The 24,956-nt window shown below is 70.6% G+C and carries 25 protein-coding genes; 4 read left to right on the top strand and 21 right to left on the bottom strand.

Translation table 11 applies throughout. From position 1 onward, the window contains the following. Nucleotides 1–129: 129 nt before the first annotated feature. From gatB to ACZ5VQ_RS34655, 10 genes are all read right to left on the bottom strand, one after another. Nucleotides 130–1,641, bottom strand: a complete 1,512-nt coding sequence (gatB, locus tag ACZ5VQ_RS34610; RefSeq protein WP_469108394.1) for an Asp-tRNA(Asn)/Glu-tRNA(Gln) amidotransferase subunit GatB — start codon at nucleotides 1,639–1,641, stop codon at nucleotides 130–132. Nucleotides 1,642–1,657: 16 nt separating this feature from the next. Beyond that, on the bottom strand, nucleotides 1,658–1,900 hold the full coding sequence (locus ACZ5VQ_RS34615) for a hypothetical protein (RefSeq protein ID WP_398896408.1): 243 nt from the start codon (nucleotides 1,898–1,900) through the stop codon (nucleotides 1,658–1,660). Beyond that, entirely contained in the window at nucleotides 1,897–3,402 is a 1,506-nt protein-coding gene (gene gatA, locus ACZ5VQ_RS34620; protein ID WP_469108395.1) for an Asp-tRNA(Asn)/Glu-tRNA(Gln) amidotransferase subunit GatA, read from the bottom strand. The genes ACZ5VQ_RS34615 and gatA overlap by 4 nt, the downstream gene beginning before the upstream one ends. A 5-nt stretch (nucleotides 3,403–3,407) precedes the next feature. Further along, nucleotides 3,408–3,704, bottom strand: coding sequence for an Asp-tRNA(Asn)/Glu-tRNA(Gln) amidotransferase subunit GatC (gene gatC, locus ACZ5VQ_RS34625; protein ID WP_015036350.1), 297 nt, complete (start codon nucleotides 3,702–3,704; stop codon nucleotides 3,408–3,410). A 279-nt stretch (nucleotides 3,705–3,983) separates the two neighbouring features. Then, a complete protein-coding gene (locus tag ACZ5VQ_RS34630; RefSeq protein WP_469108396.1) occupies nucleotides 3,984–6,287 on the bottom strand; it encodes a putative bifunctional diguanylate cyclase/phosphodiesterase in 2,304 nt (767 codons plus the stop codon). A 260-nt stretch (nucleotides 6,288–6,547) separates the two neighbouring features. Continuing rightward, complete coding sequence (gene ligA / locus ACZ5VQ_RS34635) at nucleotides 6,548–8,755, bottom strand: NAD-dependent DNA ligase LigA (RefSeq protein WP_469108397.1); 2,208 nt, start codon at nucleotides 8,753–8,755, stop codon at nucleotides 6,548–6,550. A 15-nt stretch (nucleotides 8,756–8,770) separates the two neighbouring features. Continuing rightward, a complete protein-coding gene (locus ACZ5VQ_RS34640) occupies nucleotides 8,771–9,790 on the bottom strand; it encodes a methionine synthase (RefSeq protein WP_469108398.1) in 1,020 nt (339 codons plus the stop codon). A gap of 95 nt (nucleotides 9,791–9,885) precedes the next feature. Then, the gene (locus ACZ5VQ_RS34645) at nucleotides 9,886–10,584 is read right to left on the bottom strand and encodes an SDR family oxidoreductase (protein WP_306937755.1); all 699 of its coding nucleotides are present in this window, start codon (nucleotides 10,582–10,584) and stop codon (nucleotides 9,886–9,888) included. 74 nt (nucleotides 10,585–10,658) lie between these two features. Next, nucleotides 10,659–11,198: an LOG family protein gene (locus ACZ5VQ_RS34650; protein WP_469108399.1), complete on the bottom strand. Its 540-nt coding sequence runs from the start codon at nucleotides 11,196–11,198 to the stop codon at nucleotides 10,659–10,661. 47 nt (nucleotides 11,199–11,245) lie between these two features. Continuing rightward, a complete protein-coding gene (locus ACZ5VQ_RS34655; RefSeq protein ID WP_469108400.1) occupies nucleotides 11,246–12,058 on the bottom strand; it encodes a class I SAM-dependent DNA methyltransferase in 813 nt (270 codons plus the stop codon). 156 nt (nucleotides 12,059–12,214) lie between these two features. Between ACZ5VQ_RS34655 and ACZ5VQ_RS34660 the strand changes: the two genes are divergently transcribed. Both ACZ5VQ_RS34660 and ACZ5VQ_RS34665 read left to right on the top strand, forming a co-directional pair. After that, a complete protein-coding gene (locus ACZ5VQ_RS34660; protein WP_142940575.1) occupies nucleotides 12,215–12,538 on the top strand; it encodes a DUF427 domain-containing protein in 324 nt (107 codons plus the stop codon). A gap of 37 nt (nucleotides 12,539–12,575) precedes the next feature. Beyond that, nucleotides 12,576–13,358, top strand: coding sequence for an alpha/beta fold hydrolase (locus ACZ5VQ_RS34665; RefSeq protein ID WP_469108401.1), 783 nt, complete (start codon nucleotides 12,576–12,578; stop codon nucleotides 13,356–13,358). 86 nt (nucleotides 13,359–13,444) lie between these two features. On the opposite strand, the gene mnmA is transcribed toward ACZ5VQ_RS34665, so the two are convergent. Further along, nucleotides 13,445–14,569 carry a tRNA 2-thiouridine(34) synthase MnmA gene (mnmA, locus tag ACZ5VQ_RS34670; RefSeq protein WP_469108402.1) on the bottom strand — a complete coding sequence of 375 codons (1,125 nt, stop codon included), beginning with the start codon at nucleotides 14,567–14,569 and terminating at the stop codon, nucleotides 13,445–13,447. Nucleotides 14,570–14,629: 60 nt separating this feature from the next. Between mnmA and ACZ5VQ_RS34675 the strand changes: the two genes are divergently transcribed. After that, on the top strand, nucleotides 14,630–15,334 hold the full coding sequence (locus tag ACZ5VQ_RS34675) for an N-acetylmuramoyl-L-alanine amidase (RefSeq protein ID WP_469108403.1): 705 nt from the start codon (nucleotides 14,630–14,632) through the stop codon (nucleotides 15,332–15,334). 24 nt (nucleotides 15,335–15,358) lie between these two features. Here the strand turns inward: ACZ5VQ_RS34675 and ACZ5VQ_RS34680 are convergent, their stop codons facing one another. From ACZ5VQ_RS34680 to ACZ5VQ_RS34690, 3 genes are all read right to left on the bottom strand, one after another. Continuing rightward, nucleotides 15,359–16,528 carry a cysteine desulfurase family protein gene (locus tag ACZ5VQ_RS34680; RefSeq protein ID WP_469108404.1) on the bottom strand — a complete coding sequence of 390 codons (1,170 nt, stop codon included), beginning with the start codon at nucleotides 16,526–16,528 and terminating at the stop codon, nucleotides 15,359–15,361. A 233-nt stretch (nucleotides 16,529–16,761) separates the two neighbouring features. Further along, nucleotides 16,762–17,031: a DUF4190 domain-containing protein gene (locus ACZ5VQ_RS34685; RefSeq protein WP_469108405.1), complete on the bottom strand. Its 270-nt coding sequence runs from the start codon at nucleotides 17,029–17,031 to the stop codon at nucleotides 16,762–16,764. A 64-nt stretch (nucleotides 17,032–17,095) separates the two neighbouring features. Next, nucleotides 17,096–17,308: a hypothetical protein gene (locus ACZ5VQ_RS34690; RefSeq protein ID WP_469108457.1), complete on the bottom strand. Its 213-nt coding sequence runs from the start codon at nucleotides 17,306–17,308 to the stop codon at nucleotides 17,096–17,098. A gap of 144 nt (nucleotides 17,309–17,452) precedes the next feature. On the opposite strand from ACZ5VQ_RS34690, the gene ACZ5VQ_RS34695 reads away from it, so the two are divergent. Continuing rightward, entirely contained in the window at nucleotides 17,453–18,070 is a 618-nt protein-coding gene (locus ACZ5VQ_RS34695) for a TetR family transcriptional regulator (protein ID WP_469108406.1), read from the top strand. A gap of 103 nt (nucleotides 18,071–18,173) precedes the next feature. Here the strand turns inward: ACZ5VQ_RS34695 and ACZ5VQ_RS34700 are convergent, their stop codons facing one another. The 7 genes from ACZ5VQ_RS34700 to ACZ5VQ_RS34730 all read right to left on the bottom strand — a co-directional run bounded on the left by ACZ5VQ_RS34700 (nucleotide 18,174) and on the right by ACZ5VQ_RS34730 (nucleotide 24,910). Further along, nucleotides 18,174–18,581: a hypothetical protein gene (locus ACZ5VQ_RS34700; protein ID WP_469108407.1), complete on the bottom strand. Its 408-nt coding sequence runs from the start codon at nucleotides 18,579–18,581 to the stop codon at nucleotides 18,174–18,176. A gap of 112 nt (nucleotides 18,582–18,693) precedes the next feature. Further along, nucleotides 18,694–19,671: a helix-turn-helix transcriptional regulator gene (locus tag ACZ5VQ_RS34705; protein ID WP_469108408.1), complete on the bottom strand. Its 978-nt coding sequence runs from the start codon at nucleotides 19,669–19,671 to the stop codon at nucleotides 18,694–18,696. 119 nt (nucleotides 19,672–19,790) lie between these two features. Then, the gene (locus ACZ5VQ_RS34710) at nucleotides 19,791–20,651 is read right to left on the bottom strand and encodes a thioesterase family protein (RefSeq protein ID WP_469108409.1); all 861 of its coding nucleotides are present in this window, start codon (nucleotides 20,649–20,651) and stop codon (nucleotides 19,791–19,793) included. A gap of 106 nt (nucleotides 20,652–20,757) precedes the next feature. Continuing rightward, nucleotides 20,758–21,459 carry a trimeric intracellular cation channel family protein gene (locus ACZ5VQ_RS34715; RefSeq protein WP_469108410.1) on the bottom strand — a complete coding sequence of 234 codons (702 nt, stop codon included), beginning with the start codon at nucleotides 21,457–21,459 and terminating at the stop codon, nucleotides 20,758–20,760. A gap of 24 nt (nucleotides 21,460–21,483) precedes the next feature. Further along, on the bottom strand, nucleotides 21,484–22,794 hold the full coding sequence (locus tag ACZ5VQ_RS34720) for an ABC transporter ATP-binding protein (protein ID WP_469108454.1): 1,311 nt from the start codon (nucleotides 22,792–22,794) through the stop codon (nucleotides 21,484–21,486). A 23-nt stretch (nucleotides 22,795–22,817) separates the two neighbouring features. Next, nucleotides 22,818–23,915, bottom strand: a complete 1,098-nt coding sequence (locus tag ACZ5VQ_RS34725) for an ABC transporter ATP-binding protein (protein WP_398896443.1) — start codon at nucleotides 23,913–23,915, stop codon at nucleotides 22,818–22,820. Continuing rightward, nucleotides 23,912–24,910, bottom strand: coding sequence for an ABC transporter permease (locus tag ACZ5VQ_RS34730; RefSeq protein WP_200401494.1), 999 nt, complete (start codon nucleotides 24,908–24,910; stop codon nucleotides 23,912–23,914). Before ACZ5VQ_RS34730 ends, ACZ5VQ_RS34725 begins: the two co-directional genes overlap by 4 nt. Nucleotides 24,911–24,956 lie beyond the last annotated feature (46 nt).

Below are 24,956 nucleotides of genomic sequence, written 5' to 3' on the forward strand. Positions count from 1 at the left end.
CGCACGATGTCCGCAGACACGCCAATGGGGGGTGCATCGGTCCCGATGCACCCCCCGATCGACCTACACGTGGTAGGAGTGAGCGGCCTCAGAGACTTGTACGCACGAGACCTCCACGGCGTTCAGGGCTCAGCCCTCGACGCCCAGCTTCTCCAGGATGAGCTCCTTCACGCGGGCCGCGTCGGCCTGCCCGCGCGTGGCCTTCATGACCGCGCCCACGAGGGCGCCGACCGCGGCGACCTTGCCCCCGCGGATCTTGTCCGCGATGGCCGCGTTGCCGGCGATGGCCTCCTCGACGGCCGTCGTCAGGGCGCCCTCGTCGGAGACGACCTTCAGACCGCGCTTCTCGACGACCTCGTCCGGGGTGCCCTCGCCCTTGAGGACGCCCTCGATGACCTGGCGGGCCAGCTTGTCGTTGAGGGAGCCCTCGTTGACCAGGGCGGTAACCCGGGCGACCTGCTCGGGCGCGATGGCCAGCGCGTCCAGGGACACGCCCGACTCGTTGGCCGTACGGGCCAGTTCGCCCATCCACCACTTACGGGCGGAGGCCGCGTCGGCGCCCGCCGCGATGGTGGCGACGATGGAGTCGATCGCACCGGCGTTGAGGATCGACTGCATGTCGTGGGCGGTGATGCCCCACTCCTCGCGCAGCCGGTTGCGCCGGGCCAGCGGCTGCTCGGGCAGGCCCGCGCGCAGCTCCTCGACCCACTCGCGGGACGGGGCGACGGGAACGAGGTCGGGCTCCGGGAAGTACCGGTAGTCCTCCGCCTCCTCCTTCACGCGGCCCGAGGTCGTGGACCCGGTGTCCTCGTGGAAGTGGCGGGTCTCCTGGATGATCGTTCCGCCGCTGCCGAGAACCGCGGCGTGCCGCTGGATCTCGAAGCGGGCGGCGCGCTCGACGGACCGCAGCGAGTTGACGTTCTTGGTCTCGCTCCGGGTGCCGAACTTCTCGCGGCCGTGCGGGCGCAGCGAAAGGTTCACGTCGCAGCGCATCTGGCCCTGCTCCATGCGGGCTTCCGAGACACCGAGCGCCTTGATGAGCTCGCGCAGCTCGGCGACGTACGCCTTGGCGACCTCGGGAGCGCGCTCGCCGGCGCCCTCGATCGGCTTGGTGACGATCTCGATGAGCGGGATACCGGCGCGGTTGTAGTCGAGCAGCGAGTGCGAGGCGCCGTGGATACGGCCGGTCGCGCCGCCGACGTGCAGCGACTTGCCGGTGTCCTCCTCCATGTGGGCGCGCTCGATCTCCACGCGGAAGACCTCGCCGTCCTCCAGCTGGACGTCCAGATAGCCGTTGAAGGCGATCGGCTCGTCGTACTGGGAGGTCTGGAAGTTCTTCGGCATGTCCGGATAGAAGTAGTTCTTCCGGGCGAAGCGGCACCACTCGGCGATCTCGCAGTGCAGCGCGAGACCGATCTTGATCGCGGACTCGACGCCGATCGCGTTGACGACCGGCAGCGCGCCGGGCATGCCGAGGCAGGTCGGGCAGGCCTGTGAGTTGGGCTCGGCGCCCAGCTCGGTGGAGCAGCCGCAGAACATCTTGGTCTTGGTGCCGAGTTCGACATGGACTTCGAGGCCCATGACGGGGTCGTACGACGCCAGCGCGTCCTCGTACGACACCAGGTCAGTCGTGACAGTCACGGTGAAACTTTCCCTCTCAGCCCAGCAGGACGTCGTCGTCACCGAGGCGCTTGAGCTCCCGGTAGATGATCGCCAGGCCGGTGACGATGGCGGCGGCGGATACGGCGGCGTCGATGAGCCTCAGGGTGTCCCCGTCACTGCGGGCCAGCTTGGCCTGCTTGGCGACACTGATCGCGCCGAACGCTGTACTGCCGAGCGACAGGTACAGCCCCTTCTTCGACTTCTTGAAGTTCTTTGCCTTGGCGGCCGTGGCACTCACAACGACGGAGCCTCCTCGATCAGCGGGTGCCCCCAGCGTTCCACGAACGCGGCCTCGACGGCGGCTCCCACCTTGTAAAGGCGGTCGTCCTGCATCGCGGGGGCGATGATCTGCAGGCCCACGGGCAGGTTGTCCTCCGGCGCGAGACCGCAGGGCAGCGACATCGCGGCGTTGCCCGCGAGGTTCGTCGGAATGGTGCACAGGTCCGCGAGGTACATCGCCATCGGGTCGTCGGCGCGCTCGCCGATCGGGAAGGCGGTGGTCGGCGTCGTGGGCGACACGATCACGTCCACCTGCTCGAACGCCTTCTCGAAGTCGCGCGTGATGAGCGTACGGACCTTCTGGGCGCTGCCGTAGTACGCGTCGTAGTAGCCGGAGCTGAGCGCGTACGTGCCGAGCATGATGCGGCGCTTGACCTCGTCGCCGAAGCCCGCCTCACGGGTGAGGGCGGTGACCTCCTCGGCGGAGTGCGTGCCGTCGTCGCCGGTGCGCAGGCCGTAGCGCAGGCCGTCGAAGCGGGCGAGGTTGCTCGAACACTCCGAGGGGGCGATCAGGTAGTACGCCGAAAGGGCGAGGTCGAAGGACGGGCAGTCCAGCTCGACGATCTCGGCGCCCAGCTCCTTGAGGAGCGACACGGACTCGTCGAAGCGCTGCACGACACCGGCCTGGTAGCCCTCGCCGCGGAACTGCTTGACGACGCCGACGCGCATGCCTTCGACGCTGCCGTTGCGGGCGGCCTCGACGACGGCCGGGACGGGCGCGTCGATGGAGGTGGAGTCGAGGGGGTCGTGCCCGGCGATGACCTCGTGGAGGAGGGCGGCGTCGAGGACCGTACGGGCGCAGGGCCCGCCCTGGTCGAGGGAGGACGAGAACGCGACCATGCCGTACCGCGAGACGGCGCCGTACGTCGGCTTCACGCCGACCGTGCCGGTGACCGAGGCGGGCTGCCGGATGGAGCCGCCGGTGTCCGTGCCGATGGCGAGGGGCGCCTGGTAGGAGGCGAGCGCGGCGGACGAACCGCCGCCGGAGCCGCCGGGGATCCTCGTCAGGTCCCAGGGGTTGCCGGTGGGCCCGTACGCGCTGTTCTCGGTGCTGGACCCCATGGCGAACTCGTCCATGTTGGTCTTGCCGAGAATGACGACGTCGGCCGCCTTCAGCCGCTTGGTGAGCGTCGCGTCGTACGGCGGGATCCAGCCTTCGAGGATCTTCGAGCCGACGGTCGTCGGGATGCCCTCGGTGGTGAAGATGTCCTTGAGCGCGAGAGGCACACCGGCGAGCGGGCCGAGCTTCTCCCCCCTCTCCCGCTTCGCATCGACGGCACGGGCCTGGGCGAGCGCCCCGTCCCGGTCGACGTGCAGGAAGGCGTGCACCTTCTCGTCGACGGCCTCGATGCGCGCGAGGTGCGCCTCGGTGACCTCGACGGCGGTGAGCTCGCCCGCGGCGATCCTGGAGGCGATCTCCGCGGCGGTGAGCTTGATGATGTTGACGTTGCTGTCCGTCATGGTGATTAGTCCTCCCCCAGGATCTGCGGCACCTTGAAACGCTGCTGCTCCTGGGCCGGGGCGCCGGAGAGCGCCTGCTCGGGGGTGAGCGACGGACGGACCTCGTCCGCGCGCATGACGTTCGTCAGCGGCAGCGGGTGGGAGGTCGGCGGTACGTCTTGGTCGGCGACCTCGCTGACGCGGGCGACCGCGCCGATGATGTCGTCGAGCTGGCCGGCGAAGTGGTCGAGCTCTTCGCCCTTCAGCTCCAGACGCGCCAGCCGGGCGAGGTGGGCGACCTCCTCGCGCGTGATGCCAGGCATGCAGCGATCCTCAGGGGTGAGTGAGTGTGGTTTGGCCCAATCCTATGGGTCACACGGAGATCCCCGTACATCGGTTTCCCGGGCACGGCTCGGTGGGGGACGCATGCGGGCGGTATGGGCCGTACGGGTGTCACGCGCCGCACGACGGCCCGGACCGCCGCAAGACGGCCGGACGGCGACCGACGGCGAGGACGCCCCACGGGAAACCTTCACGTCTCAGGTACCAGTAACGGGCGGTGCGGGCGGGAAACAAGGACCCGCCGACCCGCACCCGAAGAACTACTCCTCAGCTGCCGCAGGCAACGCCGCGGGCAAGGCCGCCTTGGGCCGCTGCCACCCCCGGGACCCCCGCGCGAGCAGCCAGGCCGTGGCCTCCTCCGGAGGCATCGCCGCCGCCACGAGCCACCCCTGAACCGCGTCGCACCCGAGATCCCGGAGCCGCTCCCACGTCTCGTCGTCCTCGACTCCCTCGGCGACGACCACCAGCCCGAGCGAGTGAGCGAGATCGATGGTGCACCGCACGATCTCGGCATCCTCGGTGTCCACGGCGAGCCGCGCCACGAACGACCGGTCGATCTTCAGCTCGCTCACGGGCAGCCGCCGCAGATGCACCAGCGACGAATACCCGGTCCCGAAGTCGTCGAGCGACATCTTCACGCCGTGCCCGGTCAACCCCGCCAGGGTGTCCGCGGCGCGCTGCGGGTCTTCGAGCAGCACGTGTTCCGTTATCTCCAGCTGAAGCGACCCCGCGGGAACTCCGTGCCGAGCGAGCCGCGCGGCGACCGACCCGGCGAACCCGGGCGTGTGCACGTCGCGCGGTGACACATTGACGGCGACCGGAACCCGCAGCCCCCGGGCCCGCCAGCTCGCCACCTGGGCGAGCGCCGTCTCCAGCACGTACTCGGTGAGATGCGGCATCAGCCCGGACGACTCGGCGATCGCTATGAACTCGTCCGGCGGTACCTTCCCGCGCTCGGGATGCACCCACCGCACGAGTGCCTCCAGGCCCGCCACCTGTCCGTCGAAGCGGACCTTGGGCTGGTAGTGCAGCTCGACGTCTCCCGCGTCGAGCGCCCGCCGCAGGTCCCCCAGCAGTCCGAGCCGGTCGGGGGTGTTGGAGTCCCGCTTGGACTCGTACACCTCCACACCCGTGCGGTCGCGCTTCGCCTGGTACATCGCGACGTCCGCCCGCCGCAGCAGCCCCTCCGCGTCCAGCGCGTGATCGGGGAAGACTGCGAGCCCGGCGCTGGCCTCCAGGACGAGCGTCAGCCCGTCGAGATCGAGCGGTGACCCGAGCGCGGTCACGAGATTGCGGGCGACCCGCGTCGCGGACGTCGTCGAGTCGACGATGGGCAGTAACACGGCGAACTCGTCACCGCCGAGCCGCGCGGCCTCCGCCCCGCGCGGCAGCGCCAGCCGCAGCCGGTCCGCTATCTGCAACAGCAGCCGGTCTCCGGCGAGGTGGCCGAGCGTGTCATTCACGGCCCTGAAGCGATCGAGATCGATCAGCATCAGAGCGGAACGTGCACCGATTCGTTCGGCGTCATCCAGCGCCCGCCAGGTCCGTTCGAGTAGCCACTGCCGGTTGGGCAGTCCGGTGAGGGGGTCACGCAGTTGCTCCTCGGCCCGCGCCCGCGCTATCCAGAGCGTTGAGTCGAGAGCGATGAGCGGGACCGAGAAGAGCGGCAGCAGGACGGGGAGGGCGATCGCGACGACGCAGATCAGCGGGGCGATGCCGAGCAGCGCGACGGCGACCAGCCCCTGTCTGACCAGGGCTGTTCGGGCCACGGTCGGCAGTCCGGCCGTACGCGGCGCATGGAGGTACCAGAGCAGCGCGCGGGAGACCACGAGATACGCCCCGGCCACCAACACCACCGAAGGAGCCGTGTAAACGGTCCAGGTCTCCGGTTTCCAGGGCGTCTCGACGGACGGCACCCGGCCGAACACGGCGAGCACCAGCGCCCCGGCACCGATGCCGAGGATGTCCACCGCGCCGTGCAGCACGCCCTGCCGCCAGCGATGCCGACGGGCTATGCCGACGAGGACGACGACCGTGAGGCTGACCATCCCGGCGGGCACCCAGCCGTACAGCAGCAGCACGGCGAGAGTGAGGGCCGCGCCGGAGCCCGTACCGCCCCACCAGCGGGAACGGCCGAGCGCGACCAGGTGGCCGACGATGATGCCGACCAGGACCGCGAGCGCCCAGCCGGTGGAGCCGGACGGAAAGAGCGCGTGGTTCCCGGTGAACGCCCGGTAGAAGCCCGCGCCCAGGACGAACGCGGCCGAGGTGATGACCGCCGCGGGCAGCGCGGGCCAGGACATCTGCTTCTCGGACTCGTGGCCCGGGATGTGGGACGGGGATCCGGGGACGGAGGTGAGGCGGCCCGGGCCGTTCCCGGCCGCCGAGCTGTACTGTCCGGCGGCGCGCACCTGCCCGCCCGGACGCCCCGTCGGCCGCGCGACCCTGAGGCCCGCTCCGAACTCCCGGCTTCGCTCCAGCAAGGGGTGCCCCCATCGCCGCACGCCGGTCACCCAGCGTGGGCGCAGCCGTGAGTCCGGGGCGGCGCTCTCGGTCGGTTCCATTCCCGTCCCTCTCACAGCCGGCGGTGCCCACGCCACGCGGCCCGATGCCCGACTAACCCTCAACGGCACCGCGTCTGATAACCCTTCCCCAGAGCTCCTGAAGAGCAGGGGATGCCCCAACCGCAGCTGGGCACGGCAGGCGCACATCTCAACAGTAGGCCGCAGAAGGCTTCCACGGGCAGCGGTCGTCGACGGTTGCCCGAATGCGACCCGGCCACCCGTATGCATCTGGTATGCGCCGAACGGGTGGTCTTCAACCGCTACTCCTCGATCGGAAGCGCGACTTCGGCCGCTGCCTCCGGTCCTTGTTCGAGCAGGACGGCGAAGCCCTCCTCGTTCAGAACCGGCACTTTGAGCTGCATTGCCTTGTCATACTTCGATCCGGGATTGTCACCCACGACAACAAAAGCCGTCTTCTTCGAAACAGAACCGGTCACTTTCGCTCCCCGGCTCTGGAGTGCCTCTTTCGCTCCGTCGCGGGTGTGATGTTCCAGGGTGCCGGTGACGACGACCGTGAGCCCTTCGAGCGGGCGGGGGCCTTCGTCCTCGCCTGAGCTCTCCTCCTCCATGCGGACGCCGGCGGCCTTCCACTTGCGGAGGATCTCCTGGTGCCAGTCCACCGTGAACCACTGCTTCAGGGACGCGGCGATGGTGGGCCCGACGCCCTCGACGGCGGCCAGTTCCTCCTCCGTGGCCTGCTGGATGCGGTCGATCGAGCGGAACTCACGGGCCAGGGCCTCGGCCGCGACCGGCCCCACGTGCCGGATGGACAGGCCGGTGATGATCCGGGCCAGCGGACGCTCCTTGGCGGCCGCGATGAAGTCCAGCATCGCGAGCGCGTTCTTCTTCGGAGCGCCCTCCTGGTTGGCGAAGACCGTGGCGATCTTCTCCTCGCCGGTCTTCGGGTCCCGCTTGGGCAGTCCGCTGTCCTGGTCGAGGACGTACGCCTTGATGGGCAGCAACTGCTCGATGGTGAGGTCGAAGAGGTCGCCCTCGTCCCTCAGGGGCGGCTCGGCCGGCTCCAGGGGCTTGGTGAGCGCGGCGGCGGCGACGTAACCGAAGTTCTCGATGTCCAGGGACTTGCGGCCGCCGAGGTAGAAGAGACGCTCGCGCAACTGGGCCGGGCAGGTCTGGCCGTTCGGGCAGCGGAGGTCGATGTCGCCCTCCTTGGCGGGCGCCAGCGGTGTGCCGCACTCGGGGCACTCGGCGGGCATCACGAACTCCCGCTCACTGCCGTCCCGCAGGTCGACGACCGGGCCGAGGATCTCCGGGATGACGTCTCCGGCCTTGCGGAGCACCACGGTGTCGCCGATGAGGACGCCCTTGGCCTTCACCACGTCCTGGTTGTGCAGCGTGGCGAACTCGACCTCGGAGCCGGCCACCGTGACGGGCTCGACCTGCGCGTACGGAGTGACGCGGCCCGTGCGGCCCACGCCCACGCGGATGTTGACCAGCTTGGTGTTGACCTCCTCCGGCGCGTACTTCCAGGCGATCGCCCAGCGGGGTGCGCGGGAGGTCGAGCCGAGGCGGCCCTGGAGGGGGATCTCGTCGAGCTTGACGACCACGCCGTCGATCTCGTGCTCCACGGAGTGGCGGTTCTCTCCGTAGTAGGCGATGAACTCCCGTACGCCGTCGAGGTCGTCGACCACCTTGCCGTAGCGGGTCGTCGGCAGGCCCCATGCGTGCAGCAGGTCGTACGCCTGTGAGAGGCGGCTCATGCCGTCGAAGCCCTCAAGGGCGCCGATGCCGTGGACGACCATGTGCAGCGGCCGGGTCGCGGTGATCCGGGGGTCCTTCTGGCGGAGTGAACCCGCCGCCGCGTTGCGCGGGTTGGCGAAGGGCTTGTCACCCGCCTCCACCAGACGGGCGTTGAGCTCCTCGAACTTCTCCATCGGGAAGTAGACCTCGCCGCGGATCTCCACGAGGTCCGGGATGCGGTCGCCGTGGAGACGGTCGGGGATCTCCGTGATCGTACGGACGTTGGGCGTGATGTCCTCGCCCGTGCGGCCGTCGCCGCGGGTCGCCGCGCGCGTGAGACGGCCGTGCTCGTACGTGAGGTTGACCGCGAGGCCGTCGACCTTCAGCTCGCACAGGAAGTGGTGGTCGGAGGTGCCGACCTCCTTGGCGACGCGGTCCGCCCAGCCGGCCAGCTCCTCGTCGTCGAAGGCGTTGTCGAGGGAGAGCATGCGCGAGCGGTGCTGGACGGCCGTGAACTCCGTCTCGTACGCCCCCGCGACCTTCTGGGTCGGTGAGTCGGGAGTGCGCAGCTCGGGATACTCGTCCTCCAACGCCTCCAGGGCGCGCAGGAGTTTGTCGAAGTCGGCGTCGCTGACGACCGGCGCGTCCTTCACGTAGTACCGGAAGCGGTGCTCCTCGATCTGCTCAGCGAGCTGCGCGTGCTTCTCCCGAGCCTCGGCGGGCACGGGCCCCGCAGCCGAGGCCAATTGTGCGTCCTTGTCGCCGGCCACCGTGTCGTCCTCCCGTTACTCTGGGTTGTCCGCGAGGGATCTCGCCGCCCGGGCGCAGTGGGCGAGTGCCCGGCGCGCGTACTCGGGGGAGGCGCCCGCGAGTCCGCACGACGGGGTGAGGGTGACCGCGTCCGTGAGAAGCCCCGGATTCAGCCCCAGCCTGCGCCACAGCGTCCTGACACCCATGACGCTACCGGCAGGGTCTGACAATGCGGCATCCGTCCCGGGGACGACACCGGCGAAGAGCTTGGTCCCCCCTTCCACCGCTTCCCCGATCGTGTCGTCGTCACGCTCGGTGAGGAGAGTGAAGTCGAAGGAGACGGCGGTCGCTCCGGCTCTGCGCAGCAGCGCGAACGGGACGTCGGGGGCGCACGAGTGCACGACGACCGGACCGCCGGCCTGCACTCCGACGACGTCCCGCAGCGTTGCCTCGACGAGTTGCCGGTCGACGGCCCGGTGGGTGCGGTAGCCGCTCGCGGACCTCACCCGACCGCTCAGTACGGCGAAGAGGGACGGCTCGTCGAGCTGCAGGACGACATCGGCGCCGGGCACGCGACGGCGTACCTCGGCGAGGTGTTCGCGCAGTCCCTCGGCGAGCGATCCGGCGAGGTCGCGGCAGGCGCCGGGGTCGGAGAGCGCCACCTCGCCGTTGCGCAGCTCCAGCGCGGCGGCGAGCGTCCAGGGACCCACCGCCTGGACCTTCAGCGGACCCTGGTAGCCCTGGGTGAACTCCTCCAGGGCGTCGAGGTCCTCGCCGAGCCAGGACCTGGCCCGCTTGGTGTCCCGCCCCGGCCGGTCCCCGAGCCGCCAGCCACTGGGCTCCACGCGCGCGTACAGCTCGGCGAGCATCCCGGCGGTCCGCCCGATCATGTCGGCGCCGGGGCCCCGCGCGGGCAGTTCCGCCAGGAACGGCATGCCCGTCTCGGGGCCCTCGAAGGTCCCGGCCACGGTCTTGGCGGCCTCCCGGGCGTCCCCGCCCGGCATCGACCCGACACCGGTCGCGGGGCCGGGCCTGAACTCGCTGTTTTCGCTCACCCGGGCAGCCTACGGAATGCCCGCGGGACGGGACGCCACAGTCCGTGTCCGGGCTCGGGTCCGGGCTCAGGCGCGGGTCCGGATTCGACTCCCCGTCAGCGGCCGGGGCGTACCGTCAGGTCGTTGATCTCCGCGTCCCTGGGCAGGTCGAGGGCCATGAGGATGCTCGTCGCGACGGACTCGGGGTCGATCCACTTCGAGGCGTCGTACTCCTTGCCCTCCTGCTGGTGGACCTTGGCCTGCATGGGGCTCGCGGTGCGGCCGGGATAGACGGTCGTGACGCGGACGCCGTTCGCGTGCTCCTCGTTGCGCAGGGAGTCGGCGAGGGCCTTCAGGCCGTGCTTGGAGGCGGCGTACGCCGACCAGCCGGCGGAGGCACTGAGTCCGGCGCCGGAGTTGACGAAGATCACATGCCCCTGGGTGACGCGGAGTTGGGGCAGGAAGTGGCGGGTCAGCTCGGCGGGCGCGATCAGGTTCACATCGAGCTGGTGACGCCATGTCTTGGGGGTCAGCTCGCCGACCGGGCCGAGGTCGACGACACCCGCGATGTGCATCAGCGAGTCGATCCGGTCGGGCAGCGTCTGGTGCGAGAACGCCCAGGAGAGCCGGTCCGGGTCCGCGAGGTCGCCGACGAGGGTCCGGGCCCCGGGGAACTCGGCGGCCAGCTCCTTCGCGCGGCCCGCGTCGCGCGCGTGCAGGACGAGTTCGTCCCCGCGCGCGTGGAGGCGGCGGGCGACGGCCGCGCCGATGCCGGAACCGGCCCCGGTGATCAGATGAGTAGGCATGCCCGCCATGCTCGCACGCGCGTGTCCCTCCCCCGCCGGGCCCTACAGCCGCTGCCCCCGGGCTCGCTGTACGCCCTGGCTGCTCACTGCGTGCCCTGGCTCTCCTCCAGGTAGGCCAGCGCACCGACGGGCTCCTCGGCGAAGAACACGAGCTCCGTGAGAGGCAGCGGCAGGAAGCCCTCGTCCTCCATACGGCGGAACTGCTCCTTCAGGCCGTCGTAGAAGCCCGCGGTGTTGAGCAGCACGACCGGCTTGTCGGTGTGCCCGTGCTTCTTCAGCTCCAGGATCTCCGTCGCCTCGTCGAGCGTGCCCGTGCCGCCGACCATGATCACGACGGCGTCGGCCTTCTCCAGGAGCAGCGCCTTACGCTCGGCGAGGTCGCCCGCGATGACCATCTCGTCGGCGCCCGTGCGCGCCTTGGCCGCCAGGAACTCCACGGAGACGCCCAGCAGCCGTCCTCCGGCCTCCTGCACACCGTCGGCGACGACCTTCATGAGCCCGACGTCCGAACCGCCCCACACCAGAGTGTGCCCGCCCTTGCCTAGCAGCTCGGCGAACTCGCGGGCGGGGCGGGTGTAGCGCTCGTCGAGGTCGGCGGCCGAGAGGAAGACGCAGATATTCATGGCTCCACGCTACGACCCGGCACTGACATCACGAGCCGGTTCCCACGTCACGGGCCCGGTCCCGGATCACGGGCCGGATCCGACATCGCCGTCACCCGCATCCTCGACTGACGGTGCGGCAGGGCCTCCCAGTCGTCCATGAAGCGGGCCGACAGGCCGTGGGTCGCGGCCAGTGCGACGAGGGTCTCCGTGCGGTAGTAGAAGTCCTCGCGGAGGACCTGGTGTTCCCTGCCCTCGGTCCGGTCGAAGGTGAAGTCGAAGAAGCCGCCGGGCGCGAGGATCCGGCCGACGTGCGCGAAGCACTCCTCGATGACGTGCGGCGGCGAGTGCGAGAACACGCTGTGCGCGTGCACCACGTCGAAGTGCGCGTCCGGCAGGAACGCGAACGTCAGGTCGTCGGTGAGCGTCAGATGCGGCAGCCGGTCCTGCAGACCCTCCCGTACGAGGGTGTCCTGGGCCGCGATGAGGATGTCCGGCGAGATGTCGATCCCGTAGTAGTGGCCGCTCTCCAGGTAGTCGATGAACAGCCGCCCGGCGCGCAGGTTCCCGCAGCCGATCTCCAGCATCCGGTGCTCCGGCTTCAGCCCGTGCCCCGTCAGGTAGTCGAACTGCATCCGGCCGATCTGGGTCCACCGGTCGCGTGACGGGTTGTGCCCCACCGCCGACTCGGCGCCGCGCGCGGTGTCCGAGGCCATCACGGCCCGGTAGTACGCGATGTGGTCATGGCCGTACCGCAGCCGCAGCCAGGCGTCACGCGTGGCCCTGCGCGCGTGCGCGGGGACCTTCTCGGGGTACCGCAGGGCGTATCGCACCTGGTGGGCCAGGGTCTTGCGGTTGCGGGTCAGGCGCGTGGCTCCCATGAGGACCTCCGCCGGAGAGCAGCCAGGAAAGGAACGGAAGAAACGGACGGAACAGGACAGCAGAAGGTGAGAAAAGTGGCCGGAAAGCCGGGGAAGAACACGACAGCAGCCTGCGCTGTAGAGGACGAGACCGCTACCCGAGGAGGCCGAAAAGCCGTGACCCAAGGCCACCGCATCACCATCGAGCAGGGCACCGAGCACGTCCGTGTGGTGCACGGCGGACAGGTGCTCGCCGAGAGCACACGCCCACTGCTGCTACGCGAGACGGGCCTGCCCGTGCGCTACTACCTCCCCGCGGAGGACGTACGCCTCGATCTGCTGACCCCGTCGGAGACCCGCACCCACTGCCCCTTCAAGGGTGACGCGTCCTACTGGTCGCTGCCGGACGCTCCCGACCTCGTCTGGAGCTACCCCGACCCCAAGCCAGAGGTCGCCGAGATCAAGGACCACCTGTGCTTCTACGAAGTAGAAGCCGTCTGACCGATGAGTTCCGGGCCGCCCGGCAGTCCTCACAGGCATGGAGAAGAAGACGATCTCGCGCGACGGCACGCCCATCGCGTACGAAGTCAGTGGTGAAGGCCCGGCGGTCGTCCTCGTGACCGGGGCCATGGCCACGGGCGCTTCCGACGCGCCCCTGGCCTCGCTCCTGTCGGACCGGTTCAGCGCGGTCGTGTACGACCGCAGGGGCCGCGGCGAGAGCGGTGACACGCAGCCCTTCGCGGTGGCCCGGGAAGTCGAGGACATCGCGGCTCTCATCGAGGCCACGGGCGACGGCAGCGCGGCCCTGTACGGCATGTCGTCGGGCGCCGCGCTGGTCCTGGAGGCGGCGGCGAGCGGGCTGCCGGTCGGCAAAGTGGCCGTCTACGAACCGCCGTTCGCCCTCTACGAAGGGGGCGAAAAACAGCGCGCGGAGTACACCGAGCGCCTCACCCGACTGCTGGCGCAGGGCAGGCGCGGAGACGCGGTGGAGCTGTTCATCGCCCTGACCGGGGCGCCCCCCGAGGTCATCAGGGGCATGCGGCACTCCGCGGTGTGGCCGGCCCTGGAGGCGGTCGCCCCGACCCTCGCGTACGACAACGCCGTGATGGGCGACGGACTGGTACCCCGCAAGCGCCTCGCCTCCGTCCCCGTGCCTGTGCTGGCCCTGGCGGGCGGCGCGAGCCCCGAGTGGATGCGCGAGTCCGCCCGGGCCACCGCGGAGGCGGCACCGGACGGGACGTACCGCGTGCTGGACGGCCAGACCCACATGGTGGACCCCGGGGTCCTGGCACCGGCGCTGGCGGAGTTCTTCGCCGCGTAGCCGTACAACCGCTGCACAGCCGTCGTACAGCGGGTTGTAGCCGTACCGCCGTGCAAGGGGGCGGTGTCGGCCGGTGCCGGGCCGTCTCAGGCCAGTGCGGTCGCCGCGCGCGTGGTCGTCGCGATCGTCGCCGAGCCCACCACGCGGGTGTCGTCGTAAAGGACGATCGCCTGGCCGGGGGCGACGCCGCGGACGGGCTCGGTGAAGCGCACCTGGAGCTCGCCGTCGACGAGTTCGGCGGTGACCGTCGTCTCGCCGCCGTGGGCGCGGAGCTGGGCGGTGTACGTGCCCGGGCCGGCCGGAGCGGCACCGCACCAGCGGGGCTTGACGGCCGTCAGGGCGGAGACGTCCAGGGCGGCCGCCGGGCCGACCGTCACGGTGTTGTCCACGGGCGAGATGTCCAGGACGTACCGCGGCTTGCCGTCGGGGGCCGGGGTGCCGATGCGCAGGCCCTTGCGCTGGCCGATCGTGAAACCGAACGCGCCCTCGTGGCTGCCGAGGACCGTGCCTGACTCGTCGACGATGTCGCCCTCCGCCTTGCCGAGACGGTTCGCGAGGAAGCCCTGGGTGTCGCCGTCGGCGATGAAGCAGATGTCGTGCGAGTCCGGCTTCTTGGCGACGGCGAGGCCCCGCTGCTCGGCCTCCGCGCGGATCTCGTCCTTCGTGGTGAGCGTGTCGCCGAGCGGGAAGAGCGCGTGCGCGAGCTGACGGTCGTCCAGCACACCGAGGACGTACGACTGGTCCTTGGCCATGTCCGAGGCGCGGTGCAGCTCGCGCGTGCCGTCGTCGTTCACGATCACCTTGGCGTAGTGGCCCGTGCAGACCGCGTCGAAGCCGAGGGCCAGGGCCTTGTCGAGCAGGGCCGCGAACTTGATCTTCTCGTTGCAGCGCAGACAGGGGTTCGGGGTGCGACCGGCCTCGTACTCCGCGACGAAGTCCTCGACCACGTCCTCGCGGAAGCGCTCGGCGAGGTCCCACACGTAGAACGGGATGCCGATGACGTCCGCGGCGCGGCGGGCGTCGCGCGAATCCTCGATGGTGCAACAGCCACGCGCGCCCGTGCGGAACGATTGCGGGTTCGCCGAGAGGGCGAGGTGGACACCGGTCACGTCATGCCCTGCTTCCGCGGCACGGGCGGCGGCGACGGCGGAGTCCACACCACCGGACATGGCGGCCAGTACGCGAAGGGGGCGCTGCGAGGTCTCAGTCATAACCCTTCAAGGGTACGGGTCCGTGGGAACCGGAGCCCACGAGTATCCGTTCGACTAGACATGCACGATCAGGGTGGGGACACGGCGAAGGACACGGACCGGCACATCGGGCGCCGTGCGCTGCTCATCGGCGGGGCCGTGGCCGCCGTGGGCACCGCCGTGCTGGCCCAGGACGATCTGAGACGCATGTGGTGGCGGCTGCCGAGTGTGGAGAAGCCGCGCGAGGAGGGTGCGGTCGACTTCCGGGGCGCGCGCTGGGTGGCGGCGTCCTCGTCGAACTGGCGGATGGCCGACCGGCCCGACGACTTCGGCATAGACCGCGTGATCATCCATGTCACACAGGGCAGTTACGAGAGCGCGGTGAAGGTCTTCCAGAACCCCGCGCACGGCGCCGCCACGCACTACATCGTCCGCCAGGACGGCCGCGTCACGCAGATGATCCGCGAGCTGGACGTCGCCTTCCACGCGGGCAACCGCGATTTCAACGAGCGGAGCGTCGGCATCGAGCACGAGGGTTTCGTGGACCGCCCGAAGGACTTCACGGACGCGATGTACGAGGCCTCGGCCCGTCTGACGGCCCGTATCTGCGCCCGGTACGACATCCCGGTCGACCGGGAGCACATCATCGGCCACGTCGAGGTACCGGGCACGGACCACACGGACCCGGGCCCGCACTGGGACTGGAAGAGATACATACCCCTGGTGCGCGAGGCGGCCGAGCGGTCGGCCTCCCCGTCGGCGGAGCCGTCCACGCGCGGCGCGTAGGCGGACGCCCCTCCAGCGGAGCGTTCAGCTCAGCCCCGCCGTCCGGGCCCTCTCCACCGCCGGTCCGATCGCCTTCGCGACCGCCTCGACGTCCGTCTCCGTCGAGGTGTGGCCGAGGGAGAAGCGGAGCGTGCCGCGGGCGAGGTCGGGGTCGGTGCCCGTGGCGAGGAGTACGTGGCTCGGCTGGGCCACGCCCGCCGTGCACGCGGAGCCCGTGGAGCACTCGATGCCCTGCGCGTCGAGGAGCAGGAGCAGCGAGTCGCCCTCGCAGCCGGGGAACGTGAAGTGGGCGTTGGCCGGCAGCCGGCCCCCGCTCGCCGGGTCCCCGCCGAGGATCGCGTCCGGCACGGCCTGGCGGACGGCGTCGACCAGGTCGTCGCGCAGCCCGCCGATCTCGCGGACGAACCACTCGCGCTGCTCGGCGGCGGTCCGGCCCGCCACGGCGAACGCGGCGACGGCGGGCACGTCCAGGGTGCCGGAGCGTACGTGCCGCTCCTGGCCCCCGCCGTGCAGGACCGGTACGGGGCTGTACTCACGGCCCAGCAGCAGCGCTCCGATTCCGTACGGTCCGCCGATCTTGTGGCCCGAGACGGTCATCGCGGCGAGGCCCGAGGCGCCGAAGTCGACGGGCACCTGGCCGAAGGCCTGGACGGCGTCGGCGTGCAGCGGGACGTCGAACTCCCCTGCCACGTCGGCCAGTTCGCGGACCGGCATGACCGTGCCGATCTCGTTGTTCGCCCACATGACGGTCGCGAGGGCGACGTCGTCGGGGTTGCGCGCGATCGCCTCGCGGAGGGCGTCGGGGTGGACGCGGCCGTACCGGTCGACGGGGAGGTACTCGACCGTGGCGCCCTCGTGCTCACCGAGCCAGTGGACCGCGTCGAGGACCGCGTGGTGCTCCACGGGGCTCGCGAGGACCCGGGTGCGGGCCGGGTCGGCGTCGCGGCGGGACCAGTACAGGCCCTTCACGGCGAGGTTGTCGGCCTCGGTGCCGCCGGAGGTGAAGACCACCTCGCTCGGGCGGGCGCCCAGGGCGTCCGCGAGGGTTTCGCGGCCTTCCTCGACCGTGCGGCGGGCGCGGCGGCCGGCGGCGTGCAGGGAGGATGCGTTGCCGGTGACGGAGAACTGCGCGGTCATTGCCTCGACCGCCTCCGGGAGCATCGGGGTCGTCGCGGCGTGGTCGAGGTATGCCATGGTAGGCCCGATTCTAGGGCCCGCTGTCTGGTGGGCCTGTCGGGCGGGGGGTTTGCTGGGCCCAAGCCGGGGTGCGCCCACCGGCGCTGTTGCTCAGCCCCTCTTACCAGGCACCCGGCGCCAAGGGCTGTGCCCACCCGTTCCGCCCCGCGGAACGCCTGCCCACAGCAGTAGCAGCGGTCGTCGGTCGCGCCCCCCTGCAGCGAGGGGCACCCCCGGGGCCGGCGTCCGCCTCAGAAGCTCCACGACAGCGTGCTGTCGGCCGACATGAAGGCCAGTAGGACCAGGAGGTCGGCTATTCCCAGGCCGAGGCCGAGGAAGGCGCGGCCGCGGCGGGTGGTGCCGCGGTAGAGGGCTGCCGAGGCGAGGGCGATGGAGACGGGGCCGAGGAAGATGTTCAGGGCCAGCAGGCCGACGAGGCCGAGGATGAACGACGCGACGGCCATGCCGTCGGCGTCACGGACGGTGCTCCGGCGCCGCGGGGCGGCGGTGGTGAGTTCCATGTGTCTGCTCCCAACAGGCGGTCGAACAGTCGGACGAGTGTGGGCGGTTGAGGAGTTCGGGCGTTCAGCCCGACGTCCCGCGGCGCCGGCCGTGGCGCTCGCGGACCGCGAAGACGGCCAGCCACACGCCGATGACGGCGGCGGCGACGAGGGTGAAGGACAGCGGGGCGTGGGCCACGGTGCCGAGCATGAGGCCCAGCAGCAGGAGCGCTGCGACGAGGAACAGCATGAGATGCCTCTCGTGGAAGTCCGGCGAGCCGCCGTGTCCGCTCCGCACAGCTCCGTACGGTCCGGATGCCCCCGGATGTTTCCGGGACCCGACAACTCGGTGAACGCTTGTGGTTACAGTTGTTCACTGACTCCACAGTCTAGCGCGCTGTTCGACTTTCCCATTCCAGAGAACACTTGTTAACTACATGGCATGAGTCACACCCTCGGCATCCGGCAGGCCCAGAAGCAGAAGACCCGACAGGCGTTCCTGGACGCCGCGTTGAGCCTGCTGGAGGAGCAGAGCCTCAGCAGTCTGGGTCTGCGCGAGGTCACCCGCGCCGTCGGCGTCGCCCCGACCGCCTTCTACCGGCACTTCCACTCGACCGCGGATCTCGGAGTCGCCCTGGTCGAGGAGGCGTTGGGCAGCCTGCACCCGATGATCGCCGGTACGGTTTCGGCGTCCGGCGACAGCGACGCACGCATAGACCGTGCCGTCGCCCTGATCGCCCGTCATGTGCGGGAGCATCCCGCGCACATCCGGTTCATCGCCCGCGAACGCAACGGCGGCGTACAGAAGGTCCGGTCCTCGATCGCGGAGCAGATGGCCCGGTTCACCGACGAGGTGAAGGCCGAACTGGCCAAGCAGCCCGAGTCCGCCGGCTGGAGCGACGACGACCTGCTGATGCTCGCCGGCCTGTACGTCGACCAGATGCTGATGACCGCCAGTACGTTCCTGGAGGCGGCCCCCGAGGAACAGGACCAGGTGGCCCGGGTGGCCACCCGCCGGATGCGGCTGATCAGCATCGGCCGCCGCCACTGGCTGGGCTGACACCCCGCGACACGACTCGGCTCGCACGCGCGAAGGGCGCGTACGACAGCCTCGTACGCGCCCTTCGCGCCCTTCGCGCCCTTCACCACCGGCCGCGAGTGGATCAGCCCTGGGCCTGCTGCCCCTGCCCCTGCCCCTGCTGGCCACCGGTCCCACAGCCTCCGCCCGGGCCGCCGCCCTGCCCGCCGCCGGGACCGCCGCCCTGGCCGGGGCCGCCACTGGCCGCCCCCGACGGCATCCCGGAGGGCGCGCCCGACGGGGCCTTGGCCGTGGCCTCACCGGACGGCGCGCCCGAGGGTGCTCCTGAAGGCGCCCCGGACGGCGCCCCACTCGGCGCACCCGACGGAGCCCCGCTCGGCGCACCCGAGGGCGCCTGGCAACTCTGCTGCCCCGAGGTGCCGTTGCCGTTGCCCGAGGACGAGGAGTCGTCCGAGCCGGATCCACACGCCGTCAGGAGCAGCGGGGACAGCACCAACAGGGCGACGGCGGGGACATGGCGTACACGCTTCATGAGGACAACTCCCGGATTCTGAGCGGTTTCTGAGAGCTGCATGCAACCAACCGCCCATGTGCCTCGATTGGGTTCACGCTGTGCCCAGCCTGTGGCTCCGGCACAGACCGGCTCAATCACCCCGTGAGGGCGGCTCCTGGTACAGGTCCGTGACAGAAGCCGCCGCCCGGGCCAGTTCCTCGCGCACCTCGGGCGGCGAGAGGACCTCCAGCCGGTCGCCGAAGGCGAGCAACGGCCGTGCCTCGCCCACGACTCCGTACCCGAGCCGCGCGGTGACCCACGGGCTCGCCCCGTCGTCCTCGGGCGGCTCGGTGAGCGCGCCGCCGGGCAGGCGCAGGAACAGGTCGAAGCGGTCGCGCCGCACCCGTACCGTCACGTCGATCCCGCCCGGCCGTTCCTCGACCCGGCGTCGCAACACCTCCCAGACGTCGGCGAGTTCGACGCCGGGCCGACGCCGCACCGGCGCGTCCGTGGGGCGGGCGGAGCGCACCCGGTCGGCGCGGAAGAGCCGCGGCCTGCCGCGCCGGTCGGCGACGAGGTACCAGACGCCCGCCTTGGCGACGAGTCCGTACGGGTCCACGGTGCAGGTACGTGGCTCGGTGTCGCCGCCGTGCCGGTAGCGCAGCCGCAGCCTGCGGTCGGCGAACACCGCGTCCTGGAGCGCCGCGAGGTCGGCCAGGCCCTGTGGGCCGCCCTTCCAGCGGGTGGCGTCGACGAGGATGCGGCGGCTGGTCACCTCTGCGGCGGGCTGGTACGGCTCCGGCAGCGCGGCCATCACCTTGCGCAGCGCGGAGCCGTGGGCCGCGTCCAGACCGAGCGCCGCGTGCGCTCCCTGGGCGGCCAGGACGAACAGGGCGCGCGACTCGTCGACGGTCAGCCCCGTGACGTCCGTACGGAATCCGGCGAGCAGCTCGATCCCGCCGTGCCGTCCGCGCTCGGCGTAGACCGGGACACCGGAGGCCGACAGCGCCTCGACGTCCCGGTAGATCGTCCGCACCGACACCTCCAGCCGCTCGGCGAGTTCCCGCGCCGGCACCCGGCCGCGGGTCTGCAGCAGCAGGAGGATCGACAGCAGCCGGTCGGACTTCACGCCCTCAGCCTACGAAGTCGCTCCGATGGGTGCGGTGTTCGTCTGCGGGTGCGTTGTGGCTGGGCGCGCCCCGCGGCGGAGCCGCAAATGTCACAGCCTCGCGCCCCTTTGGGGCGCTCTCAGCCGAGCCGCACCCTCGCCAGCTGACGTGACTGCGCGACCAGCCGGTCCGCGCTGTCCCACACCTCGGCGTCCTCCTCCAGGAAGCCGCCGGCGAGGTTGCGGGTGGTGATGGAGACGCGGAGCGGGCCCGGAGCCGGACGGCAGCGCACGTGCACGGTCAGTTCGACGGTCGGCACCCAGCCGGAGAGGCCGAGTTCGAAGGCGGTCGGCGGCAGCGCGTCCACCGCGAGGAGCAGCGAGAGGGGGTCCGGGTCACGGCCGTCGGCGAGGCCGAACCAGGAGCGCATCTCGCCCTTGCCGGACGGCGATCCGAGGGCCCAGCCCAGGGTGGCGGGGTCGAGCTTGAGCATCAGCCGGTCGGCGATCGCGGAGCTGCCGGAGACGGGGGCGGGTCCGTCCTCGGGTCCGAAGCACTGGTCCATGGGCGGAATCGCGGGCGGCCGGGCCGTCGTACGGACGTCGTCGGGCAGGCCGTCGAGGTCCCCGTACGAGGCGAGCACGCGGATCCGCTCGACCTCGCGGCCCTGGTCGTCGTACTGGAACAGGGACGCCTGGCCGGTGGAGAGGGTCCGGCCGGTGCGTACGACGTCGGTGCGGACGACCGCCGGGCCCGGCTGGGACGCGGTGAGGTAGTGCGCGGAGATCGTGAACGGGTCGGCGTGCGGCAGGGCGTCGGCGAGCGCGCGGCCGAGGACCGCGAGCAGGTATCCGCCGTTGACGGCGCTGATGATCGTCCATCCGGCGGACAGGTCGATGTCGTAGACGCCGGGCGCGCGACGGGTGACCGCGGTGTCGCGGTCGAACTCGCTGTCGCCGATCCTGGCCCGTACCGCGTGCACGGAAGCTGCTTCTGACATGCCTGAACGGTACAACAAGTAATTACTAAGCAGTAGCTTTTCTTGTTTCGATCACGTGAAACACCCCGTGGTCCGGCTCACTCCGGGCCGCTCCGACACCTCGGCCTCACTCCGGCACCTCGACCGCCGTCGAGCGCCGGTGCCACGCCCGGGGCGCGCGCCAGTGGTACCGCATCGCGAGCAGTCGCAGCGTGAAGGCCGTGACGACGGCGAGCGCGGAGGTGAAGGTGTTCAGGGCGTCGTGGCGGATGCACAGGGCGACCATCGCGCTGCCGACGATGGCGGGCACGGCGTAGAGGTCGCGGTCCCAGCGCAGCAGCGAGGGGACCTCGTTGGCGAGGACGTCCCGCAGCACACCGCCGCCGACCGCGGTCGCGAGTCCGAGGGTGGCCGAGGCGGTGAGGCCGAGCCCGTACTCGTACGCCTTCGTCGTGCCCGCGACGCAGAAGAGGCCGAGTCCGGCGGCGTCGAAGATGTTCACCCCGAGCTGGATCCGCTCCACCTCGGGGTGGAGGAAGAAGACCAGCAGGGCGGCGAGCAGCGGGGTGAGGAAGTAGCCCAGATCCGTGAAGGCCGCGGGCGGCACGGCTCCGATGATCAGGTCGCGGAACAGCCCGCCGCCCAGCGCGGTGACCTCGGCGAGGACGGCGATGCCGAAGACGTCGAAGTTCTTGCGGACGGCCAGCAGGGCACCGGAGATCGCGAAGACGAAGATGCCGACCAGGTCGAGTGTGTGCTGGACGGACGGGGTGAAGAGTTCCTGAATCACCCGAACATTCTCGCCCAGCACAGAGCCCCTGCCTTCCATTGCAAGGCAGGGGCTCGGTGATACTTACTTCTCCTTGGCGGGAGTGTCACCCTCGGAGGCTTCGGCGGCCTCCGGGGCGGCCTCGGGAACAGCGTCCTTCGCCGGGGCCTCCTCGGAAGCCGGAGCCTCCTTGGAAACCGCCGGGGATTCCTTGGTGACCGGCGTCTCCGTGGCGGCCGCCACCTCGGCCGCGACCGCCGCCGACGTCTCCGCCGACTCCGCGAGCACCTCGTCGGCCACCAGCTCCGCCGCCTCCTTCGCGGCGGTCAGCAGCACGGTGTCCTGCGGGGCCTGGTCCTCGAAGTTCTCCGGGTGGTGGCAGGCCACCTGCTGACCGGGCTTCAGCTCCAGGAGCGGCGGCTCGGTGGTCGTGCAGATCTGCGTGGCCTTCCAGCACCGCGTGTGGAAGCGGCACCCGCTCGGCGGCGAGATCGGCGAGGGCACATCGCCCTTGAGCAGGATGCGCTCGCTCTTGGCCGACTTGCGCCGGGGGTCCGGGATCGGCACGGCCGACATCAGCGCCTTGGTGTACGGGTGCATCGGCGCCTTGTACAGCGACTCGCGGTCGGCCAGCTCGACGATCTTGCCGAGGTACATCACGGCGATACGGTCCGAGACATGGCGTACGACGGACAGGTCGTGCGCGATGATCACGTACGTGAGGCCCAGCTCCTGCTGGAGGTCGTCCAGCAGGTTCACCACCTGCGCCTGGATCGACACGTCGAGCGCGGAGACCGGCTCGTCCGCCACGACCATCTTCGGGTTGAGCGCGAGCGCGCGGGCGATGCCGATGCGCTGGCGCTGGCCGCCGGAGAACTCGTGCGGGTAGCGGTTGTAATGCTCGGGGTTGAGACCGACCACCGACAGCAGCCGCTGGACCTCCTTCTTGATGCCGCCCTCGGGCATGACGCCCTGGAGCTTGAAGGGGGCGCTGATGATCGTGCCGATGGTGTGGCGCGGGTTCAGCGACGAGTACGGGTCCTGGAAGATCATCTGGACGTCACGGCGCATCGGCCGCATGCCGGCGACGCTGAGGTGCGTGATGTCCTTGCCCTCGAACTCGACCTTGCCGGCCGTCGGTTCGAGCAGCCGCGTGATCAGCCGGCCCATCGTCGACTTGCCGCAGCCCGACTCGCCCACGACACCGAGCGTCTCGCCGGACCTGACCTCGAAGTCGATGCCGTCGACCGCCCGCACCGCGCCGACCTGCCGCTGGAGCAGGCCCTTGCGGATCGGGAAGTGCTTCTGCAGGCCGGTCACCTTCAGGAGCGTCTCGCCGGGGGCGGCGTCCTTGGTGAGGGTCGCCACGCCGTCGCTCTGCGCGGGGATGACCACGGGTTTGTCCTCTGCTTTGTCACTCACAGCTTCGGCGCAATCTCTTCGGTCCAGATCCGTTCCCGCTGCTCCTGCGTCATGTGGCAGGCGGCCCAGTGCTGGCTGCCGACCTCGGTCAGCTCGGGGCGGACCGTGCGGGTGACGTTGTCCTTGGGGACGTCCGCGTACGAGCAGCGCGGGTTGAAGGCGCAGCCCGACGGGATGTTGATCAGCGAGGGCGGGGAGCCCTTGACCGGGATCAGCCGCTCGGTCTGCTCACGGTCCAGGCGCGGCATGGAGCCGAGCAGGCCCCAGGTGTACGGGTGCCTGGGCTCGTAGAAGACCTTCTCGGCCGGGCCCCGCTCGATGCAGCGGCCGCCGTACATCACCAGGATGTCGTCGGAGAGCTCGGCGACGACGCCCAGGTCGTGGGTGATGATGATGACCGCGGAGCCGAACTCCTGCTGCAGGTCCCGGATGAGGTCGAGGATCTGCGCCTGGACGGTCACGTCCAGGGCGGTCGTCGGCTCGTCCGCGATCAGCAGCTCGGGGTTGTTGACCAGCGACATCGCGATCATCGCGCGCTGGCGCATACCGCCGGAGAACTCGTGCGGATAGCTGTCGACCCGCTTGTCCGGCTGGGGGATGCCGACCCGGTCGAGCATCTCGACGGCGCGCCTGCGCGCCACCTTCTTGTCGACCTTGTGGTGGATCCGGTAGGCCTCCACGATCTGCTGGCCGATCGTGTAGTACGGGTGCAGCGCCGACAGCGGGTCCTGGAAGATCATCGCCATCTCGCGGCCACGCAGCTTGCGCACGTAGTCCGGGTCGGCGGAGAGCAGTTCCGTGCCGTCGAGCCAGATCTCACCGGAGATCTGCGCCTTGCGCTTGCCGTACTGGCCCGCGGTGTGCAGGCCCATGATGCCGAGCGAGGTCACCGACTTGCCGGAGCCCGACTCGCCCACGATGCCGAGGGTCTTGCCCTTCTCCAGCGTGAAGCTGAGCCCGTCGACGGACTTGACCAGGCCGTCGTCGGTCGGGAAGTGCACCTTCAGGTCGCGGACTTCGAGGAAGGCGGAGGGGGCGGGCGAGTCCTTGACGGGCTCGCCCACCGCGGCTCCACTCTTGCTGAGTTCGGTCATGAGAGCCTCACGCGGGGGTCGATCACGGCGTACAGCAGGTCCACCAGGAGGTTCGCGATGATCACCGCGAGCGAGGTGATCAGCGTGACGCCCAGGATGACGGGCAGGTCCTTGTCGCTGATCGCCTTGAGAACCGCCTGCCCGAGGCCGGGAAGGCTGAACGTGGTCTCGGTGAGGATCGCGCCGCCGATCAGGGCGCCGAGGTCCATGCCGAGCATGGTGAGGATCGGCGTCATGGTGGAACGCATCGCGTGCTTGCCGATGACGACGGGTTCGCGCAGGCCCTTGGCTCGGGCCGTGCGGATGTAGTCCTCGCCCAGGACCTCCAGCATGGTGGCTCTGGTGATCCGGGCGTACATCGCCGCGTAGAGGAAGGCCAGCGTGACCCAGGGCAGGATCATGCCGCCGAACCAGCCGGTGAAGCTCTCCTCGATGGGCACGTACTGGGCGTCGATCCAGCCCAGTCCGTAGCTGAAGATCGCGAGCGACAGCAGGCCGGTGAAGTAGATGGGGAGCGAGACGCCGCCGAGGGCGACGATCATCGCGCCGCGGTCCCAGAGGGAACCGCGCTTGAGCGCGGAGAGCACGCCCGCCGCGACACCGAAGATCAGCCACAGGATGGCGGCACCGAGCGCGAGAGCCAGGGTCACTGGGAAGCGGTCGGTGAGCACCGGCCAGATGGCCTGCTCGTTGCGGAAGGAGTAGCCGAAGCAGGGGGCCGCGCAGTTCGTGACGTCGCCGCCGGCCGCGTAGGTGCGCCCGACGAAGAGGCCTTTGAAGAACTCCCAGACCTGGGCGAAGATCGGGTCGGCCAGACCGAGCTTCTGCCGCACGGCCTCGATCGCCGCGGGGTCGGCCTGCTTGCCCACGAACATCGTGGCCGGGTCCACGCCCGCCCAGCGGGGGACGAGGAAGAAGATGCCGAAGACCACCAGAATGATGACCACCAGCATCACTGCGGCGGCGAAGAGCCGCCTGATGAGGTATGCGAGCACTGCTCTCGGCCCGGCGGCGGTGCCGCGGGCCACCGGAGGTCTTCCG

This window comes from Streptomyces sp. NPDC033178 (genome assembly GCF_055577685.1).